This is a genomic window from Mesorhizobium sp. M0518 (genome assembly GCF_040321125.1).
Classification (GTDB): domain Bacteria; phylum Pseudomonadota; class Alphaproteobacteria; order Rhizobiales; family Rhizobiaceae; genus Mesorhizobium.
Genome location: NZ_JAMYQY010000007.1, coordinates 131,486 through 151,521 on the forward strand (window position 1 = coordinate 131,486; position 20,036 = coordinate 151,521).

Sequence of the window (20,036 nt, forward strand, 5' to 3'; positions counted from 1 at the left end):
CCGGACAATGTTGCGATTGAAGGGAAAGATGTTGCAGAAAAGCAGGGTGGAAGCCAGCTTTACATACCCCAGCGCAGCGCTGCCGTGTGTACCGGCGCATCCCAAAATCCGGTCGTCTCGTCGTCGAGCATGGTCAGCGTGATCGAGCAGCCGGCCATGTCGAGCGAAGTGACGTAGCAGCCGACCAGCGAACGGGCCACCGTCACGCCACGCTTCTCGAAGATCAGCCGTGCGCTGTTGTACATCAGATAGAGTTCCATCAGCGGCGTGCCGCCGAAGCCGTTGACGAACAGCAGCGCCGGGCCTTTCGCCTTGTCGCCGAGATCGCCCAGGATCGCGGCACAAATCTCCTGCGCGATCGCATCGGCGCTTTTCAACGTGTCGCGCCGGCGGCCGGGCTCGCCATGGATGCCGACGCCGAATTCCATCTCGCCGTCGCCGATGCCGAAAGTCGGCTTGCCCGCCGCCGGCACCGTGCAACTGGTCAGCGCCACGCCCATCGAGCGGGTTGCCGTGTTGACGCGGTCGCCCAGCGCCTTCAACGGCGCCAGCGCCAGGCCATGTTCGGCCGCCGCGCCGACGATCTTTTCCACCACCAGCGTGCCGGCGACGCCACGCCGGCCCGTCGTATAAGAAGAATTCTCGACGGCGACATCGTCATTGGTCACGATCTGCTGGACGCCGTCCGACATCTCGGCCGCCATGTCGAAGTTCATCACGTCGCCCTCATAGTTCTTGACGATGAACAGGCAGCCGGCGCCGGTGTCGACGGCTTGCGCCGCCGCCAGCATCTGGTCCGGTGTCGGCGAGGTGAACACCTGGCCGGGGCAGGCGGCGTCCAGCATGCCGTGACCGACAAAGCCGCCATGCAGCGGCTCGTGGCCGGAGCCGCCGCCCGAGATCAGCGCCACCTTGCCCGGCCGCAAGGTCTTGCGCCGGATGAATTTGTGCGCGTCGCCAAGCACCAGGATGTCGGCATGGGCGGCCACGAATCCGTCGAGGCTCTCGGTCAGCACCGTGTCCACCGAGTTCATGAACTTCTTCACGATCGTCTCCTCCGGAAATAGGCCTTCCAAACAATTCCAGGAAAAGTGTGTCGCGTTTTTTCCGGAATTGCGTAAAACAAAGCGTTCGATCAGCTACCCTTGCCAGTGATGCTGGTGATCTTCTGGATGAAGTCGTTTACCGCTTTGTCGAGCGCGGCGTTCTGCTTGTCGTCGCCGAAATCCGGCACGATCAGCGAGACATGCCGCGTCTTGCGCATGCCTGATGCGATCGACATTTTTCCCGGATGCGCCTGATGGTAGGCGGCGAGAAACTGGTCACGCTCGGCCGGGCTGAAATGGCACACCGAAAAGATAGCCGGCAAATGTTTTGACGGAATCGGGATCGAATAGGCCGGGCTGGAAATCTGCGTGACGAAGCTGCGGTGCTTGCCAAGCGCATCGGCAAGGCGCTGGCGCATGCCGGATGGGCGCTGGTCGATGACGTGCGACAGGATCGTCTTGTAGGCGCGGATCGCCTCCTCGGAGCCAGGTTCGGGTTTGATGTCGACCATGCCAGCCGCGCCTAGACAGAAACGTCCGCGATGGCTGCCTTGGCCATGGCGAGTTGCGCCGGAGCGACGGAAAGATCGCGCAGGCCGGCCTCGAGCAGTGACGGTATCGAGGCGGGATCGCCGCCGGCATCGCCGCACAGGCTGACCGGTATTTTTTCTCGTTCGCCAAACGCGGTCACGGCAGCGATCAGCCGCAGCACGGCTGGATGACGGACCGAATTGAGATGGGCCACGGCAGCGTTGTCGCGGGCGGCCGCCATGACATATTGGGTGAGGTCGTTGGAACCGATCGAGAAGAAGGCGGCCTCTGTAAAGGCTTCCGGCACGATCGCCACCGAAGGCACCTCGACCATGATGCCGAGCGGCGGCATCTTGTTCGCGATACCGCGCGCGGCAAGTGCTGCCTGTTCCTCGGCGAACATCGCCGCAGCCTGTCGGTATTCCTCCACAATGGCGATCATCGGGAACATCACTTTCAGACTGCCATGCACGGCGGCGCGCAGCAGCGCACGGATCTGTACACGAAACACCTCCGGTCTTGCCAGCGACAGCCTGATTCCGCGTTGGCCGAGGAACGGATTGCTCTCGTCGACCGTGAAGCCTGGCACCGGCTTGTCGCCGCCGGCATCGACGGTGCGGATCGTCACCGGCTTGTCGCCGGCCCACTCCAGCACCTTGCGGTAGGCGCGATACTGCGTCTCCTCATCCGGCAGCGACTTGCCGAACAGGAATTCGGTGCGCATCAGGCCGACACCGTCGCAGGTGGCGATGTCGATGCCGTCGACTTCGGACGGGTCGGCGATGTTGACCTGCACGCGTACCGGCGTGCCGGTCCTGGTCGCCGCCGGCCGCGCCAGGAAAGTCCCGGCTTGGTCGCGGCGCACCGTGAACGACGAAGACAATTGGCGGAAGGCGTCGATTTCAGCCTTGGACGGCAACAGCACGATGCCGCCATGTTCGGCATCGAGCAGTACAATGCCGGCAAAGTGAGCCGGCAAAGCACCAAGCCCGACTATCATGGGCACGCCGCGCGAGCGCGCCAGCATGGCGACGTGGCTGGCTGTGCTGCCCGCCTTCAGCGCGATGCCGCCGCCGCTGCTCCAGTCGGTTTCGAGAAAGCGCGTCGGCGCGATGTCCTCGCCGTAGAGAATGGCGCCGGCTGGAACCTGGACGTCACCAGCCTCGGTCAGTGCCCGCAGCACCTGATCCCTGATGTCGCGTATGTCGGCGGCACGTGCGCGAAAGTAATCCTGGTCGGAAGCATCGTAGCCGGCGATTTCGGCGTCGAGCGCCTGCCGCCATGCCTGATCGGCCGGCTGGCCGGCGTGGATAGCGGCAAAGGCCAGGCTGCTCAGCGCATCATCTTCCAGCATGGCGATCTGGAACTCGAGGATGTCGGCGGCGTCGCCTTCAGCCGCGTCTATCAATGCGGTGAGGCGGCCCGCCGCGATGGCGATTGCGGTTTCGAGCGCCGCCTTCTCGTCGTCGGCCGTTTCTTTGCCGACATAGGAGCCGACAGTCTGGTCGAGATCGAACAGCGGCCCTTCGGCATAGCCGGCCGAGGCCGAAATGCCTTGCAGCCTAAGCGGTTCGGACATGGTCCGTGCCTTCGTCGAAATCGCGGCGCACCAGCTCGACCAGCGCATCGACGGCATCATCGGCGCCGTCGCCGCTGGCCCTGATATGCAGCAGCGTGCCTTTCGGCGCCTTGGCCGCCATCACCTTGACGATGCTCTTGGCGTCGAACCATGGCCCGTTGGCGGCCAGCGCTATTTCCACCTCGGCGGCGAAAGTCTTGGCCAGCTTGGTGAACTTCACCGAAGGACGCGCGTGCAGGCCCACCTCGTGGGTGACGACAACGGTCGCTTCGGCGGATGCGGACATGTCTTCAAGCTTCCCGTTCACTCACGACGGCGACAATTCGTGCGCCGTCGCCACCACTTCCCTGAGCGAGGCGCCGCCTGAGGCCTCGGTCGCCGCCATCACCGCGCCTTCGACGATCGGGGCGTTGCAGACGATGATCTTGTGCGAGCGTGGCTCGCCGATCATCTCCACCGCCATTTCCGAGTTGGTCTCGGCACCGCCGAGATCGACCAGAATGGCGACACCGGCTTCCGACCAGGCCTTGTCGATGGCGCCCATGATCGCCTCGACATTGGTGCCGAGCCCGCCATGGCCGTTTCCGCCGCACCATGCAAGCGGCACTTCGTCGCCCACCATCTGGCGCACCATGTCGGCCGTGCCCTCGGCAACCAGCGGCGAATGCGAAACGATGACGATGCCGACATTGCTCATGGCTGACCTTCCAACGTTTCGACGATCGTGCGCACCAGAAGCGCGGTCGAACGTGCACCGGCATCCATGTGGCCGATCGAGCGGTCGCCAAGGAACGAGGCGCGGCCACGCAAGGCTTTCATAGGCACGGTCGCCTCGGCCGCCGCGTCGGCGATATCGGCGATTTCAAGAGCTGTCTTTCCCTGCAGCAGCGCGTCATGCACCGGCTGCAGCACGTCGAGCAGGGTTTTTTGTCCGATCTGCGATTTGCCCCGCGCGGCCACCGCTTCGATCGCCTTGCCGAACGCTGCCGTCAGATTGGCGCGATCAGGCGCCGCTGAAATCTCCTTGCCGAGCGCCAGGAACAGGGTGCCGAATAGCGGGCCGGAGGCGCCGCCGACCGTCATCACCAGCTTGGTGCCGATCGCCTTCAGGGCATCGGGCAGCGGTTTGGCCGAAAATGCTTCGGCTTCGGCGCGCACGGCCTCGAAGCCGCGCTTCATGTTCAGCCCGTGGTCGCCGTCGCCGATCGCCTGGTCGAGCGCCGTCAACTCCTCGGCGTGAGCGGCAATGGTATCCGCAGCGGCCGCGATCAGCCGGGCAAGGTTCAATGCCGCCATGTCACCCGCATTCCCGGTTTCCATGCCGCCCGCAGTATCGAAAGAACGCTCATTCGACAACTGGAGCATGAATCAGGCCGCTTCGTGGAGCGCGGCCGCCGCCGCGAAAACCTCGGCCACTGCATAGGCGCCGGGGTCGGCCACGCCTTGCAGCTTGCTGCCGACATAGGCGGACCGCCCGGATTTTGCCCTGTCCATGGCAGCGGTGGCCTCGGCACCATGGCGAGCCGCGATAGCCGCTTCGTCCAGGCTCTTGGCATCGAGCGCTCTGAGGGCAGGCTCCAGGGCATCGACCATTGTACGATCCCCCATCCTTGCGCCGCCATAAAAGGTCATCCGCTCAAGGCCGGCAAGCAGCGCCTTGGCCAAGCTCGCGCCGCTATCCAGAGCCTGCGCCGCCGCCGTGAAGAAGATCGACAGCAGCACGCCGCTGGAGCCGCCCATCGAGGCGCTCAGAATGTCGCCCATCGCGCCAAGGGTCGCCGCCGGCTCGGCAAGCGGCAGCGCATCAAGCCGCTCGAGGATGCTGCGCGCGCCGGTCGCCACCGTCGAGCCCGTGTCGCCGTCGCCCGCCTTGGCGTCGAGCCCGTTCAACGTGGTTTCCAGCGCGATCAGTCGTTCGCAGATGGTGACGAGAAGAGAGCGGGTCCGTGCATCCTGGCTGGGCTTGCGTGCCGCGCTCTGTCCGGCCGCTTTCGCCATCGGCACCACGGCAGGCGGCACAACCGGCTTTGCCGGCATCCAGGCGTGCGGACCGACCGGCGCCTGCAAGGCCGTCTCGCGCGCGGGGTCGAGCCGGATCAGCGACAGCGAGAAGCCGTTCATGTTGAGCGCCGTCATCAGCGGGCCCGGGCCGATCGCCAGCTTGATGGTTTTGGCCAGCGGCGAGGCAAGCACTGCGTTGGCGATAACGGACATTTCGAGCGGCGGCACCGAACCGAGATTATTGATCAGCAAGGCGTGGCCGGCCTTGGGATCAAGCCGTGCCGCTAGGCGCGCCGCCATGATCGCCACCAGCCTGTCGGCGCTCTGCACCGCAATCCGCTCGACGCCCGGCTCGCCATGGATGCCGAGGCCGAGCTCGCCATCGTTCTCGCCGAACCTGTCTTCGTGCGGCTGGCCGGGAATCGAGCAGGACGACAGCGACATGCCGAGCGAAACAACGTCCTTCGCTGCCGCTCGCGCGACAGCCGCTATATCGGCAAGATCGTGCCCGGTCTCCGACAGGTGGCCTGACATCTTGTGGACGAACAAGGTGCCGGCAACGCCGCGCGGCTGGGCAATGTCGGGCAGCGCGATGTCGTCGGCGACGATCACCATCTCGACGGCAAAACCCTCGGCGCGCGCCTTCTCTGCCGCGAGGCCGAAATTGAGACGGTCGCCGGTGTAGTTCTTGACGATCAGCAGGCAGCCGGCCGAACCGGTGACCGCGCGAATCGCTGCCAGCACCGCCTCGACGCTTGGCGAGGCAAAGATCTCGCCCGAAACCGCCGCCGTCAGCATGCCCTTGCCGACGAAGCCGGCATGGGACGGTTCGTGCCCGGCCCCGCCGCCGGAGACGACGCTGACTTTCGTCCTGTCCCAGTCGGTGCGCAGGATGACCTTGATCTCGGGATAGCCGTCGAGGCGCGCGAGATCGCCGGAGCCAATGGTCCGTAACAGGCCGTCGAGCGCCTCGGTGACGATCGTTTCCCTGCGATTGAAAAAGTGCTTCATCGAATTCGTCCCGTACTGGCAAAGTCAAAACCGGTGCTGAATCACCGAAAACCGCTCACATCAATCGCTGTCCATCGGCGTCGAAATACAGCGGCGCCCGGTAGCGGATCACCACTCTGTCGCCCTGCGCCAGATCCGTGTCGGGATCGGTCAGCGTCACCAGTTTCTTGGTCCCTACCGTCACATGCAAATGGTTCTGATCACCGAGATGCTCCACCCAGTCGACAACGCCGTCGGCGTGACCATTCGCGGCCTTCGCGATCGAAAGATGTTCGGTGCGCGCGCCGATCGTCTTGGTCCCGGCCGGTGCGCCGCCGTCAGGCAGCAGTCCGGTTGGCAGAAGATTGATCGCCGGCTGGCCGAGCCTTGCCGCGACATGCAGGTTTGCCGGCTCGGAATAGATGGTGCGCGGCGAACCGATCTGCACCAGCACGCCATCGGCAAGGATGCCGATACGGTCGGCCATGGTCATCGCCTCGATCTGATCATGCGTGACATAAAGCATGGTGGCGCCGAGTTCGGTCTGGATGCGCTTCAGCTCGAGCCTGAGATCGCCGCGCAGCTTGGCATCGAGCGACGACAGCGGCTCGTCCATCAGGTAGATCGAAGGCTTGCGCACCAGCGCCCGGCCGATGGCAACGCGCTGCATTTCGCCGCCCGAAAGCTTGGTCGAGCGATTGGCGAGCTTGTGATGGATGCGCACCATCCTGGCCACCTCCTCGACCCGGCGGCGGATCTGGTCTTCCGGCATTTTCCGCGCCGGCGAGCGCAGCGGGAAGGCGAGATTGTCGAACACCGAGAGGTGGGGATAGAGCGAATATTGCTGGAAAACGAAGGCCGTGTCGCGCTCGGCCGGCGACAGTGTCGTGGCATTGTGGCCCCCAATCTCGATCATGCCGGAATCCGGCCGTTCCAAACCGGCGATGAGCCGCAGCGTCGTCGTCTTGCCTGCCCCCGTCGGCCCGAGCAGCACGACGAACTCGCCATCTGATATATGCAGATCGAGGCCGTTGACGGCGGCATGATCGCCGAAACTCTTGGTCACGTTCTTGATGTGCACCTCAGCCATGCTGGGTCCTCCGCTCCGAGGCGACATCATGGATTGCGGTTCTCACCGCGCGGCCCGATCCCTTCTCGAACAGCGATAGCCGCGCGCTGCTCAGCGTCAGGCCGACATGGTCGCCGGTGGAGAGCCGGATTTCGGCCGGCACGCGTGCCTTGATGATACCGTCCGCCGTTTCGACTGCGACGATCTGCGTGGTGCCGAGATATTCGGTGCCATAGATGGCGCCGCGCAGCTTGGAGGCGTCGTCGAAGCGTATGTGCTCCGGGCGGATGCCAAGGGCCATGTCGCTGGGTGCGATGTCCTCTCGCACCTCCGGCACCGCGACCTTCGCACCTTGCACGATGATCTCCCTGGCGCCTTTGGCCAGCCCGCCGCCAAAACCCAGAAAATTCATCGGCGGCGAGCCGATGAAGTCGGCAACGAACATGGTCGCCGGGCGGTCGTAGATTTCGCGTGGGCTTCCGAACTGTTCGATGATGCCATGGTTCATCACCGCGATCTTGTCGGCCATCGACATCGCTTCCATCTGATCATGCGTGACATAGACCGTCGTGGCACGGATGCGGTTGTGCAGTTCGCGCAGTTCATGGACCATTAGATCGCGGAATTCGGTATCAAGGGTCCCCAGCGGCTCATCCATCAGGAAGCATTTTGGCCGCCGCACGATGGCGCGGCCGAGCGCGACGCGCTGGCGGTCGCCGCCGGCCAGGCCGGAGACGGATTTGTTGAGCAGATGGTCGATGCGCAGCAGCTTCGCCGTCTCCTCGACACGGGTGCGGATTTCGGCCGAAGGCATGCCTTGCGCCAGGAGCGGGAAGCCGATGTTCTTGCGCACATTCATGTGCGGATAGAGCGCGAAGAGCTGGAAGACGAAGGCGATGTCGCGCTCGCGGGCCCGCAGCATGGTGACGTCGTCGCCGCCGAGCAGGATCTGGCCGCCGGTCGGCAATTCGAGCCCCGCGATCATGCGCAAGGTCGTCGTCTTGCCGCAGCCGGACGGGCCGAGCATGACGAAGAACTCGCCATCCTCGACAACGAAGTTGGAATCCTGCACGGCGACGAAATCGCCGAAGGCCTTTCTCAGGTGCTGGACGCGGATTTCGGCCATGATTATTCCGGGAATTTCGAGACGATGATGAACATCACGGTGCCGGCGAGCATGGTGATGAAGGAGTAGGTGTAGAGCGACAGCACGAAGGGCTGGAATAGCATCAGGAAGCCGATGGCGATCAGCGCCGTCGCGATGTTTTCCATCAGCCCGCGCCGTGCCCAGCGAGGCCATGATGATTTCCTGGAGATGGCGGCGCGCGTCATACGTAGCCTTCCTTTTCCACGTCCAAAGGGAGAGATGGCTGCCAGGTGGTTCCCCCACTCCGTCGCTGCTTCGCAGCGCCACCTCTCCCCCCTCCGGAGGGAGAGGAAGGGAGCCTGGCTGAATTAAGTTCGCGCCCTTCCTCTACCCCGTCGATCGGGGGAGAGGTGTCGAGCGAAGCTCGACGGAGTGGGGGTCGACCTGACGCGGCGCGAGACGATACACGTGCCTGCTTGCCATGCACGCTCTCGCTAAATGCTAAGCGTTCGCAAATGTGTCGATCCCGTAGCCGTGAACGAGGAGAGGGTAAACGGTGACACCGGCGGCCTCTTATTCCCACATCAATCATTTGCGCACCGCGCCGAAGGTGATGCCGCGCAGCAATTGCTTGCGAAGCAGGATGGTGAAGACCAGGATCGGCACCAGGAAGATCGTCGTGCCGGCTGCGACCGCCGGCCAGTCCTGGCCGCCTTCGCCGATGATGGTCGGGATGAAGGGCGGCGCGGTCTGCGCCGTGCCGGAGGTCAGAAGCGCTGCGAAGGCATACTCGTTCCAGGCGAAGATCAGGCAGAAGATGGCGGTCGCTGCAATGCCCGTGGTCGCCTGCGGCAGCACGGTGCGCCAGAAGGCCTGCAGCCGCGTATAGCCGTCGATCATCGCCGCCTCTTCGTACTCGCGCGGGATTTCGTCGATGAAGCCTTTCAGCAGCCACACCGCCAGCGAAACATTGACTGCCGTGTAGAGCAGGATCATGCCAAGCGCGGTGTCGGACAGGCCAAGCTCGCGGTACATTAGGTAGATCGGAATGGCGACGGCGATCGGCGGCATGAAGCGCGTCGACAGGATGAAGAACAAAAGGTCGTCGGCGAGCGGCACCTTGAAGCGCGAGAAGCCATAGGCCGAGAGCGTGCCGAGGAACACGGCGCAAAAGGTCGAGCCGAAGGCGATGATCAGCGAATTGACGAAGCGCGGCAGGAAGTTGGACGGGCCGGCGATCACCATGTTGCGCTTGCGCGTGGTCTCGTCGCAGAAGCCCGTCGCCGGGCCCAGCGAGTTGATGTATTCCGGCGTCTGCCGGGTCCGCGTCGTGAACAGATTGCAGTAGCCCTCGAGGCTGGGCTGGAACAGGATCTTGGGCGGATAGGCGATCGAATCCGGCGGCGTCTTGAAGCTGGTGGCGAAGATCCACAACAGCGGCACGATCGAGATCAGCGCATAGGCAATGATGATCGCGCCGGCGATCCGCTTCGAATTGCTGCTCGGTGCGACGACCGAGTGGGCTGTGGTCAGGCTCATCTCTGCTTCACCTTGTTGAGCGCCTTGACGTAGATGTTGGCGAGGCCGAACACCGCCACGAAAAGAATGATGGCGAAGGCCGATGAATAGCCGGTGCGCCAGCTTTCGAAAGCCTGCCGCTTCAGCGTTATCGAGGCGACCTCGGTGGTCGAGCCCGGCCCGCCGCCGGTCAACAAATTGACCATGTCGAACATCTTGAAGTTCTCGATGCCGCGAAACAGCACCGCCAGCATGATGAAGGGCAGCGCCATCGGTAGCGTGATCGACCAGAATTGCCGCCAGTTCGAGGCGCGGTCGACCTCGGCCGCCTCATAGATGTATTCGGGGATGGAGCGTAAGCCCGCGAGGCAGATCAGCATCACGTAAGGCGTCCACATCCAGGTGTCGACGATGATGATCGACCACGGCGCCAGCGACACGTTGGAGAGCATCTGGATATCGGTTGGCGGGATCCTCGTGACGAAGGAGATCGCGTAGGCGAACAGGCCGATCTGCGGCTCGTAGAGGAAGCGCCAGAAATTGCCGACCACCGCCGGCGACAGCATCATCGGCACCAGGATCAGCGTCGTCCAGAAGGCATGGCCACGGAACTTCCGGTCGATCAGCCAGGCCAGCGTGAAGCCGATCAGCGTCTGCAGCAGGATGGTCCAGAACACGAAATGCGCCGTCGTCTGCATGGCGATCCAGATATCCTTATCGCCGAGGATGCGCTGGTAGTTGGCGAGCCCGAGATTCTTCACCACCTCGTTCGGGCGGTTGGCCCGGTAGTTGGTGAACGACAGATAGATCGCCCAGAACAGCGGAAAGATGTTGATGGCCAGCAGCAACAGGATCGTCGGCGAGATGAACAGCCAGGCGAGGCCCTTGTCGCTGATGCCCCGGACTTTGCGGGCCAACGGCTCCGGGGTCGCCCGAACAACGTTCTCCGCGGTCCGATTGAGCATGGTGAGTCCTGCTTCGGTCACTTGGTCGTCTCTGTCATGGAATTTATCTGAACTGCGTCCCGTGCCAAGGGCGGCACGGGACGCTAGGGCCCTAGCTCGGGAGGAGCCGATTACATCTTGCCATCGTCCTGGAAGACCTGCGTCCAGTCCTTGACCAGGCCGTCTAGCGCATCCTTGGCCGAACCCTGGCCGGCCACGACATAGTCATGGAAGCGCTTCTGCGAAGCCTGCAGCAACGGTGCGTAGCTCGGTTCGGCCCAGAAGTCCTTCACGATGGCCATCGAGTCGAGGAAGGTCTGCGCGTAGGGCTGGCTGGCCGGGAAGCCCGGATCCTTGACCACCGCGTTGAGGCAGGAATAACCGCCGAGCGACCACCACTTGGACTGCACGTCCTTGTTGGCGAACCACTTGATGTATTTCAGCGCCGCCTCCTGCTTGTCGGAATAGGACACCACGGAGATACCCTGGCCGCCGAGCTGCGCGAATTGCTCGCCGTCAGGCCCCTTCGGGTTGACGAAGTAGCCGATCTTGTCGCCGCCGACATTCTCGTCCTTCTGCAGGCCCGGCCATGTGAAGGCGAAGTTCATGTGCATCGCCACCTGACCGGATTTGAAGGCATCGACGCCTTCGCCCATGTAGCTGTTCGACGCGCCGGGCGGCGTGCAGCAATCATAGAGCGCCTTGTAGAACTCCAGGCCCTTCACCGACTTGTCGGAGTTGACAAAGCCTTCCATTTCGTAGGGCTTCTTGGGGTTTTCGTACTGGAAGCCATAGCTGTAGAGCACGTCCATGGCGCCCATGGTGATGCCTTCAGAGCCGCGCTCGGTGTAGATCGAGGCGCCGTAGACGGTCTTGCCGTCGATCTCACGCTTCTGGAAGAACTCGGCGACCTGCTTCAGCTGGTCGAAGGTGGTCGGCGGGCCGAGATCCCAGCCGTACTTCTCCTTGAATTCCTTCTGCAGCTCCGGCTTGGAGAACCAGTCCTTGCGGTAGGTCCAGCCGACGACGTCGCCCATGGCCGGCAGCGCCCAGTAGTTCGGCGTGTTCTTCGGCCATTCCGAATAGCCGACGACGGTTGCCGGCACGAAATCGTCCATGCTGATCTTCTCCTTGTCGAAGAAGTCGTTCAGCTTGACGTAATGGCCGTTCTCGGCCGAGCCGCCGATCCACTGGCTGTCGCCGATGATCAGGTCGCACAGCTTGCCGTGCGAGTTCAGCTCGTTGAGAAAACGGTCGGCATAGTTGGTCCACGGCACGAACTCGAATTTCATGCCGATGCCGGTTTCCTTGGTAAAATCCTTGGACAGTTCGACAAGCGCGTTGGCCGGGTCCCAGGCGGCCCAGCACAGCGTCAGGTCTTCAGCGTGCGCGACGTTCGAGACGGCTGTCGACGCTGTGATCGCCGAGGTCAGTCCCAACGCCAGTTTCAAGCTCGATTTCATGCCTTCCTCCCATTTGCGAAACGCGCCCGGATGACGGTTTCAAAAAGCCCTCAACCCCTCTCCTCAGGGGCCCAAACATGGCGGCGCGATTACGCTGCGGATGTTTAGTAATTTGTTTAGTGATGCAATTTTTACTAAACAAGGCAAGCGAATTCGTTGCTGCGCCGCAGCATGCTTATGGCGATGTCTGAAAACGTTGGGAAAAGCGCGGGCCGCTGGTCGGCTTACCGAAGCTGCTCGGGCCGATTCTGACCAGGACGTGGGGCAGCCTCGGCTTTCAATCGACCCTTCTGGTGCTCACCATCACCTTGCGGATCGGCGGCGCCGGCGGCAGCAGCGCGCGGATATCGGCGAACGGGAACGACGGTTCGAAACGGAACGCTTCGGCCGATGAGCCTTGCGCGCTGTTGCACTGGCCGGCGCGAAAGGCGTTCTGTGTCCGCGCAATGTCGACGAAGCGGTCGGGATCCTGCGACTGATGCATGCGGATCGCCTGCGACTTGACGTCGGCGTACGCGGAAATGTCGACGTAGTGCGTCGGCGAAAAACCGGTGCCGCCCATCGTGTCGGCATGCAGCACCGGGACAGTGAAAGACGCCGCGATGCGCACGCCGTCCGACAGCGCGCGATGGTCGGCGTGATAGTCGTTGGGCGCATGCGTGATCACCAGATCCGGGCCGGTTTGACCGATCAGTGCTTTCAGAGCTCCGATCAGCGCCGCATCGGCCACCAACTCGCCGTCCGGAAAGTCCAGGAAGCGTGGCATTGCGCCTACCAGCGCGGCCGCGGCCGTTGCTTCATCGCGACGGACACGAGCGAGAACAGCGGGATCACTCGTGCCGCCCCTGGCACCATCCGTGGCCATGGCAAAAGTGAGCTCTGCGCCTTGCGCGGCATAGGCGGCCATCGTACCGAACATGAAGATCTCGATGTCGTCCGGATGCGCACCGAGCGCTAGGATTTTCAAATCACTCTCTCCCCGGAACTGGAACAACGTGACGAACGGAATCCTGCTCGCCCTGATCGCCTACGCAAGCTATTCGGGCAGCGATGCCGTTGTCAAAAGCCTGGGCGGTCAGCTCACGATCTTCGAGATCGGCTTTTTCATAACCTTGTTCGCGGGCTTCTTCCTGTTCTTCACGCGACCTGCGGGCGAACGCTGGCGCGATTTCTGGCGCACCAAAAGGCCATGGGCGGTGCAGGCGCGCGCCTGGGCGGGCATCGCTTCCGGCGTTCTCAGCGTCTACGCCTTCACCACCATTCCGCTGGCCGAGTCCTATGCGCTGATCTTCCTGGCGCCGCTCTGCGTCACCATCCTCTCCACGGTGATCCTCAAGGAGAAGGTCGGCCCCTGGCGCTGGCTGGCGGTGGTCGCCGGTTTTGCCGGAGTCATGCTGGTGGTGCGGCCTGGCTTTCGCGAGCTCAATCTCGGCCATCTTGCTGCCTTCGGCGTTGCCTTCCTCGCCGCCACCAGCGTCATCCTGATGCGCTCGCTGGCGCAGCAGGAAAAGCGCACCACCATGCTCGGCGTGCTGGTCGGTTGCGGACTGCTGTTCAACGGCATCGGTGCCGCCGCCACCGCCTTCACTGTTCCCAGCGGAAAGCAGTTGCTGTGGCTGGTGATGGCCGGTGCCTTCACCGCGGGCGGACAATTCCTTCAACTGCTGGCCATGAAATACGCGCCTGCCAACCGCGTCGCGCCGACGCATTATTCGCAGATCGCCTGGGCGGTGATCCTCGGCGCGTTGTTTTTCCAGGAATATCCGGACGGACTGTCGCTGGTTGGCCTGGCGGTCGTTGGCGGCGCCGGCCTGTTGACCATGGTGCGTGAGGAAGCGCGGCTGGGCACCGTGCGCTGGAACCCGTTTTCGCGCACCCGGCTTTGAACCGTCTCTGGTTGCGCCGTGGCCGTAACCGCTGATATGCGGGCGCCATGACCACAAAACCCCTGCCGGAGCTTCCTGTATCCGCCGTGCTGCCGGCGCTGCGCGAAGCGCTCGGCCTTGGCAACAGAGCCGTGCTGGTGGCGCCGCCGGGCGCCGGCAAGACGACGCTGGTGCCGCTGGCGCTGCTTGACGCGCCTTGGCTCGGCGCCGGCAAGATCATCCTGCTTGAACCGCGCCGCCTCGCCGCCCGCGCCGCCGCTCGCCGCATGGCTGAATTGCTTGGTGAGGAGCCCGGCGCCACCGTCGGCTATGCCATGCGCATGGAAAACCGCATTTCGGCAAAGACCAGGATCGTGGTCGTCACCGAAGGCGTGCTGGCGCGGATGATCCTCGACGATCCCGAATTGCCCGGCGTTTCGGCTGTGATCTTCGACGAATTCCACAAGCGCTCGCTCGACGGCGATTTCGGTCTCGCTCTGGCCCTCGACGTGCAAGGGGCGCTCAGGCCGGATCTGCGCTTAGCTGTGATGTCGGCGACGCTCGACGGCGCACGTGTCGCCAAACTCATGTCGGGCGCGCCGGTGATCGAGAGCGAGGGTCGCGCCTTCCCTGTCGACATCCGCTATGACGAGCGTCCCGCCGGCATCGCCATCGAGGATGCGATGGCCAAGGCGATCCGCGCCGCCCTTGCCGACGAAAGCGGCAGCGTGCTTGCCTTCCTGCCCGGCCAGCGCGAGATCGAGCGCACCGCCGAACGGCTGGCCGGCAAGGTCGGCACCGATACCGACATCGTGCCGCTCTACGGCATGCTCGACGGCAAGGCGCAGGACGCCGCGATCAAGCCGCCGCCGGCAGGCCGCCGCAAGGTGGTGCTGGCCACCTCGATCGCCGAGACCTCGATCACCATCGACGGCGTGCGCGTCGTCATCGATTCGGGCCTGTCGCGCCTGCCGCGCTACGAACCGGCCAGCGGCCTCACCCGGCTCGAAACCGTGCGCGTCAGCAAGGCTTCCGCCGACCAGCGCGCCGGCCGTGCCGGACGCACGCAGCCAGGCGTCGCCATCCGGCTGTGGCGGGCCGAGCAGACGGCTGCACTTCCCACTTTCACGCCGCCGGAAATCCTCGAGGCCGATCTGTCCGGACTGCTGCTCGATTGCGCTGCCTTTGGCGTTGCCGATCCGGCAGGGCTCGCTTTTCTCGATCCGCCGCCTGTTCCGGCCCTTAATGAGGCAAAGGGGCTGTTGCGCGCGCTGGACGCCATCGACGAGACGGGGCGCCTGACGGAGGCGGGTGCAGCGATGCGCAAGCTCGCTCTGCCGGTGCGGTTGGCGCACATGGTTGCCGAGGCAGCCCGGAGCGGCCATGCCTTCGAGGCGGCGATGCTTGCCGTGCTGCTCACCGAACGGGGTCTTGGTGGCGACGGCGCCGATCTGGAGCGACGGCTGATGCGCTTTCGCGGGGAAAGATCTCCGCGCGCTACCGCCGCCAAGCAGCTCGCCGAACGGCTGGCGCGGCAGGCCGGCACCTCTTCACCCTCCCCCTTGTGGGGAGGGTCGATCCGCGAAGCGGAGCGGGGTGGGGGTAGGCCGAGCGCTGCACCCCCACCCCGTCTCCCGCGCCTTGCTGCGCAAGGCGCGCTCGCCGACCCTCCCCACAAGGGGGAGGGTAAGTCAGCCGGTCCCCTGCTCGTCCACGCCTGGCCGGATCGGGTGGCGAAGGCGCGTGGCGAGCGTGGTCGTTTCGTGCTGGCCAACGGCTCCGGCGCCATGCTCGACGCCGGCGATCCGCTGGCGGGCGAGCCGTTTCTGGTCGTCGCCGACCTGCAGGGCAAGGCACAGAATGCGCGCATCACGGCGGCGGCGGCGATCGGCGAGGACGATGTCCGCGCTGCGCTGGCGGACAGGATCGAGGTCCGCCGCGAAACGAGCTTCGACCGCGACAAGCGCGCCGTGCGTGTGCGTGAAACCGTGCGCCTTGGCGCCATCACGCTCGCCGAACGCATGCTGCCGCCGCCAACGGGGCCCGACGCCGACCGCGCCGTCCTCGATGCGGTGCGCCAGCACGGGCTGTCGCTGCTGAATTGGAGCAAGGAGGCGCAAACGCTGCGCCAGCGGCTTGGCTGGCTGCATCGCGGCCTTGGCGCGCCCTGGCCCGACATGGCGGATGCCGCCCTCATCGAGCGCCTCGACGACTGGCTGCTGCCTTACCTCGCCGGCGCGGCATCGTTTGCCGCCATCGATGCGGGCGTTGTCTCGGCCGGACTGGCCAGCCTCGTGCCGCACGATCTGCAGCGCAGGATCGATACGCTGGCGCCGACCCATTTCGATGCCCCGTCGGGCAGCCATGTGCCGATCCGCTATGACGGCGAATGGCCGGTGCTGGCGGTTCGCGTGCAGGAGCTGTTCGGCCTCGACCGCCATCCCGCCATCGCCAATGGCAGTGTGCCGCTGACGCTCGAACTCCTGTCGCCGGCGCACCGGCCAATCCAGACGACGCGCGACCTGCCCGGCTTCTGGCGCGGCTCCTGGGCCGATGTGCGCGCCGACATGCGCGGCCGCTATCCCAAGCATGTCTGGCCGGAAAACCCGCTGCTCGCCGCCGCCACCGCCCGCGCCAAACCGCGCGGGACCTAGCGTTCCTGGTCCTACGGCTGTAATCCATGGCCATGATCAACGTTTTGCGTTCGCCCGATTTCCAGCAGAGCCAGAGACTGCGCCTCAACACGCTGATCCGGTTGCGCTGGCTTGCCATTGTCGGTCAGAGCCTGACGGTGCTCGTCGTCGCCTATGGGCTGAAGTTTCCGCTGCCGGTCAGCCTCTGCTTTGCCCTGATCGCCTGTTCGGCCTGGATGAACCTGTTTCTAGCCTTTCGCTTTCCGGCGGCGCACCGGCTCACGCCGCTTGCGGCCTTCGGCATCCTCATCTTCGACAGCCTGCAGCTTGCCGGCCTGCTCTACATGACCGGCGGCCTCACCAATCCGTTCTCGCTGCTGATGACCGTGCCTGTCGTCATTTCGGCGACATCGCTGCCCCTGCGCCTGACCGCCATCCTCGGCGGGCTGGTCATGTCGGCGGCGACCTTTCTGGTCTTTGTCCATCTGCCGCTGCCCTGGCATGAGGACGCGCCGCTGGCGATGCCTTTTCTCTATGTCGCCGGCATGTGGATGGCGGTGCTGTCCTCGATCGCCTTCACCGCCATATACGCCTTCCGGGTGGCCGCCGAAGCCCGGCTTCTGGCCAATGCGCTCGCCGCAACCGAGCTCGTGCTGCAGCGCGAACAGCACCTTTCGGCACTCGACGGGCTGGCCGCCGCGGCCGCGCACGAGCTCGGCACGCCGCTCGCCACCATCGCGCTTGTCGCCAAGGAGATGGAAAAGGCGCTCGGCAAGGATCCGAAATACGGGGAAGACGTGACGCTGTTGCGTTCGCAGAGCGAGCGTTGCCGCGAGATTCTCAAGCGGCTGACCAGCCTGTCCTCCGAGGGCGAGGCGCATCTTTCGCGGTTGCCATTGACTTCGCTGGTGGAGGAGGTCACCGCGCCGCACCGGGACTTCGGCATCTCGATCAAGCTTCGGCCGGGCGAACGCATCGGCCCCGAGCCGGTCGGGCGACGCAATCCGGGCGTCATCTACGGCCTCGGCAACCTGGTCGAGAACGCCGTCGATTTTGCCCGCAAAAGCGTCACCGTGCGCTGGAGCTGGGACGAGGCCACCGTCACCTTCTCGATCATCGATGACGGCCCCGGCTTTCCGGCCGAGATCATCGACCGCATCGGCGAGCCCTATATGTCGACGCGCCAGGGTAATGAAACCGGCGGCGGTCTGGGCCTCGGCCTGTTCATCGCCAAGACCCTGCTCGAACGCTCTGGTGCCGTGCTCGATTTCCGCAATTCGAGCGGCCTGGGCGAGGGCGCCATGGTCCAGATATCGTGGCCTCGTGGTGTGTTCCTCAATCCGGAAATCACTTCGGCCAGCATGTTCGACACCGCCTGAGAGCCTTTAAGGACCTCTAAAAATTGGACAAGGAGGCTCAGGAACTATATTTGCGTAAAATTAAGGCAGCAGGAATTTTGAGACTATGACAGGCGACGAGAATATTGGCGCAATGGTTGAAGGCGAGGACACCTCGCTGCTTGTCGTCGATGACGACAAGCCGTTCCTCACGCGTCTGGCCCGCGCCATGGAAGCCAGGGGCTTCGTGGTCGAGACGGCCGAGAGCGTCGAGGAGGCGGTTGCCAAGGCGCGCGCCAATCCACCCGCCTACGCCGTGGTCGACATGCGGCTCGGCGACGGCAACGGCCTCGACGTGGTCGCGGCCATCCGCGAAAAGCGCGAGGATTCCCGCACCATCATCCTGACCGGCTATGGCAACATCGCCACCGCGGTGACCGCGGTGAAGCTCGGTGCGGTCGATTATCTCTCCAAGCCCGCCGACGCCGATGATATCTTCGCGGCACTCACCCGCACCGCCGGCGAGCGCGCGGCGCCGCCTGAAAACCCGATGTCGGCCGACCGCGTCCGTTGGGAACATATCCAGCGCGTCTATGAGATGTGCGAGCGCAACGTCTCCGAGACAGCGCGCCGGCTCAACATGCATCGCCGCACCTTGCAGCGCATACTGGCCAAGCGGGCGCCGCGTTAAGGCCGCCGTTTGCCATCTTGCGGGATCGAAGCCCGCCAAAACAGACGGCATGACGGAGGCGACATGCAGGACTTGAAGCATCGGCCGGTTTCCGTCTTCCGCGAATTCCTCGATAGTGAAGCGGCTGGCGGCATCATCCTGATGGTGGCGGCGGCACTGGCCCTGATCGTCGCCAATTCGCCGCTCGCCGAAACCTATTTCTCCGCGCTCCACGCCTATCTCGGCCCGCTCAGCGTCTCGCATTGGGTCAATGACGGGCTGATGGCGGTGTTCTTCCTGCTCGTCGGACTGGAGATCAAGCGCGAGATGCTGGACGGCCAGCTCTCCACCTGGCCCCGGCGCGTGCTGCCCGGCATTGCAGCCGCCGGCGGCATGGTGGTTCCCGCACTCGTCTATGTGGCCGTCAACCGCGACAATGCGGCCGCCCTGTCCGGCTGGGCGATCCCGACCGCCACCGACATCGCTTTCGCGCTCGGCGTGCTGTCGCTGCTCGGCAGCCGCGTGCCGGCTTCGCTGAAGGTGTTCCTCACAGCACTGGCGATCATCGACGACCTCGGTGCCGTCATCATCATCGCCATCTTCTACACCAGCGGCCTGTCGCTGGCTTATCTGGGTGCTGCCTTCGCCGTCATTGCCGCGCTTGTCGTGCTCAACCGCATGCGGGTGATGACGCTGGTTCCCTATCTCGTGCTCGGCGTCATCTTGTGGATGCTGGTGCTGAAATCCGGCGTCCATGCCACGCTCGCCGGCGTGGCGCTGGCGCTGACCATCCCGCTTGAGCGCTCCGCCGGCATTGGCCACGATCTCGACCATTCGCCGCTGCACCGGCTCGAGCACGGCCTGCACAAGATTGTGGCCTTCGTCGTCATCCCGATCTTCGGCTTTGCCAATGCCGGCGTTTCGCTGGCCGGCCTCAGCGTCAGTGCGCTGATCGAGCCGTTGACGCTGGGTGTCGCCGCCGGCCTGGTGGTTGGCAAGCTGGTCGGCGTGTTCGGCTCCTCGGCACTTGCGATCCGGCTCGGTCTTGCCGACCTGCCCGCCAATGCCGGCTGGACGCACATGATCGGCATATCGCTGCTGTGCGGCATCGGCTTCACCATGAGCCTGTTCATCGGCCTGCTCGCCTTCGCCGGCGACGTGGCGCTGCAGGACGCGGTCAAGGTCGGCATCCTCGCCGGCTCCTTCATCGCCGCCATTCTGGGTGCTGCCGTGCTGCTCATGGCGCCCGCCAAGGGTGGCGTGGAGGACGATGAAGAGCAGAGCCGGTCATAGACTGAAGGAC

19 protein-coding genes are annotated in these 20,036 nt (G+C 64.5%); 5 read left to right on the plus strand and 14 right to left on the minus strand.

Annotation, left to right across the window (positions count from 1 at the left end):
* Positions 1–59 precede the first annotated feature (59 nt).
* The 14 genes from dhaK to NKI66_RS12480 form a co-directional block, all read right to left on the minus strand.
* Entirely contained in the window at positions 60–1,046 is a 987-nt protein-coding gene (gene dhaK, locus NKI66_RS12415; protein WP_023811610.1) for a dihydroxyacetone kinase subunit DhaK, read from the minus strand.
* 89 nt (positions 1,047–1,135) lie between these two features.
* Positions 1,136–1,558, minus strand: a complete 423-nt coding sequence (locus tag NKI66_RS12420; RefSeq protein ID WP_128302874.1) for a hypothetical protein — start codon at positions 1,556–1,558, stop codon at positions 1,136–1,138.
* A gap of 11 nt (positions 1,559–1,569) precedes the next feature.
* Positions 1,570–3,156 carry a phosphoenolpyruvate--protein phosphotransferase gene (ptsP, locus tag NKI66_RS12425; protein ID WP_023811612.1) on the minus strand — a complete coding sequence of 529 codons (1,587 nt, stop codon included), beginning with the start codon at positions 3,154–3,156 and terminating at the stop codon, positions 1,570–1,572.
* On the minus strand, positions 3,140–3,442 hold the full coding sequence (locus NKI66_RS12430; protein ID WP_023811613.1) for an HPr family phosphocarrier protein: 303 nt from the start codon (positions 3,440–3,442) through the stop codon (positions 3,140–3,142). Before NKI66_RS12430 ends, ptsP begins: the two co-directional genes overlap by 17 nt.
* Positions 3,443–3,463: 21 nt before the next feature.
* Entirely contained in the window at positions 3,464–3,853 is a 390-nt protein-coding gene (dhaM, locus tag NKI66_RS12435; protein WP_013528085.1) for a dihydroxyacetone kinase phosphoryl donor subunit DhaM, read from the minus strand.
* On the minus strand, positions 3,850–4,452 hold the full coding sequence (gene dhaL / locus NKI66_RS12440; protein ID WP_352751748.1) for a dihydroxyacetone kinase subunit DhaL: 603 nt from the start codon (positions 4,450–4,452) through the stop codon (positions 3,850–3,852). Before dhaL ends, dhaM begins: the two co-directional genes overlap by 4 nt.
* 72 nt (positions 4,453–4,524) lie before the next feature.
* Positions 4,525–6,168: a dihydroxyacetone kinase subunit DhaK gene (locus tag NKI66_RS12445; RefSeq protein ID WP_352751750.1), complete on the minus strand. Its 1,644-nt coding sequence runs from the start codon at positions 6,166–6,168 to the stop codon at positions 4,525–4,527.
* A gap of 55 nt (positions 6,169–6,223) precedes the next feature.
* A complete protein-coding gene (locus NKI66_RS12450; RefSeq protein WP_352612511.1) occupies positions 6,224–7,237 on the minus strand; it encodes an ABC transporter ATP-binding protein in 1,014 nt (337 codons plus the stop codon).
* Positions 7,230–8,342 carry an ABC transporter ATP-binding protein gene (locus NKI66_RS12455; RefSeq protein WP_352751753.1) on the minus strand — a complete coding sequence of 371 codons (1,113 nt, stop codon included), beginning with the start codon at positions 8,340–8,342 and terminating at the stop codon, positions 7,230–7,232. Before NKI66_RS12455 ends, NKI66_RS12450 begins: the two co-directional genes overlap by 8 nt.
* Before the next feature lie 2 nt (positions 8,343–8,344).
* Entirely contained in the window at positions 8,345–8,548 is a 204-nt protein-coding gene (locus NKI66_RS12460) for a hypothetical protein (RefSeq protein WP_352751755.1), read from the minus strand.
* 343 nt (positions 8,549–8,891) lie between these two features.
* The gene (locus NKI66_RS12465; RefSeq protein ID WP_352551118.1) at positions 8,892–9,842 is read right to left on the minus strand and encodes a carbohydrate ABC transporter permease; all 951 of its coding nucleotides are present in this window, start codon (positions 9,840–9,842) and stop codon (positions 8,892–8,894) included.
* A complete protein-coding gene (locus tag NKI66_RS12470) occupies positions 9,839–10,786 on the minus strand; it encodes a carbohydrate ABC transporter permease (protein ID WP_352751757.1) in 948 nt (315 codons plus the stop codon). The genes NKI66_RS12465 and NKI66_RS12470 overlap by 4 nt, the downstream gene beginning before the upstream one ends.
* Before the next feature lie 110 nt (positions 10,787–10,896).
* A complete protein-coding gene (locus NKI66_RS12475) occupies positions 10,897–12,228 on the minus strand; it encodes an ABC transporter substrate-binding protein (protein ID WP_352751759.1) in 1,332 nt (443 codons plus the stop codon).
* Positions 12,229–12,505: 277 nt separating this feature from the next.
* The gene (locus NKI66_RS12480) at positions 12,506–13,195 is read right to left on the minus strand and encodes a PIG-L deacetylase family protein (RefSeq protein WP_352751761.1); all 690 of its coding nucleotides are present in this window, start codon (positions 13,193–13,195) and stop codon (positions 12,506–12,508) included.
* 28 nt (positions 13,196–13,223) lie between these two features.
* On the opposite strand from NKI66_RS12480, the gene NKI66_RS12485 reads away from it, so the two are divergent.
* The 5 genes from NKI66_RS12485 to nhaA all read left to right on the plus strand — a co-directional run bounded on the left by NKI66_RS12485 (position 13,224) and on the right by nhaA (position 20,026).
* Positions 13,224–14,114 carry a DMT family transporter gene (locus tag NKI66_RS12485; RefSeq protein WP_127289944.1) on the plus strand — a complete coding sequence of 297 codons (891 nt, stop codon included), beginning with the start codon at positions 13,224–13,226 and terminating at the stop codon, positions 14,112–14,114.
* Between the two features lie 47 nt (positions 14,115–14,161).
* Positions 14,162–16,747 (plus strand): ATP-dependent helicase HrpB, encoded by a 2,586-nt coding sequence (hrpB, locus tag NKI66_RS12490; protein WP_352751763.1) that lies wholly within the window; start codon positions 14,162–14,164, stop codon positions 16,745–16,747.
* 26 nt (positions 16,748–16,773) lie between these two features.
* On the plus strand, positions 16,774–18,105 hold the full coding sequence (locus NKI66_RS12495; RefSeq protein ID WP_128302879.1) for an ActS/PrrB/RegB family redox-sensitive histidine kinase: 1,332 nt from the start codon (positions 16,774–16,776) through the stop codon (positions 18,103–18,105).
* A gap of 85 nt (positions 18,106–18,190) precedes the next feature.
* Entirely contained in the window at positions 18,191–18,754 is a 564-nt protein-coding gene (locus NKI66_RS12500; RefSeq protein ID WP_013528072.1) for an ActR/PrrA/RegA family redox response regulator transcription factor, read from the plus strand.
* A gap of 63 nt (positions 18,755–18,817) precedes the next feature.
* Positions 18,818–20,026: a Na+/H+ antiporter NhaA gene (nhaA, locus tag NKI66_RS12505; protein WP_023811625.1), complete on the plus strand. Its 1,209-nt coding sequence runs from the start codon at positions 18,818–18,820 to the stop codon at positions 20,024–20,026.
* Positions 20,027–20,036 lie beyond the last annotated feature (10 nt).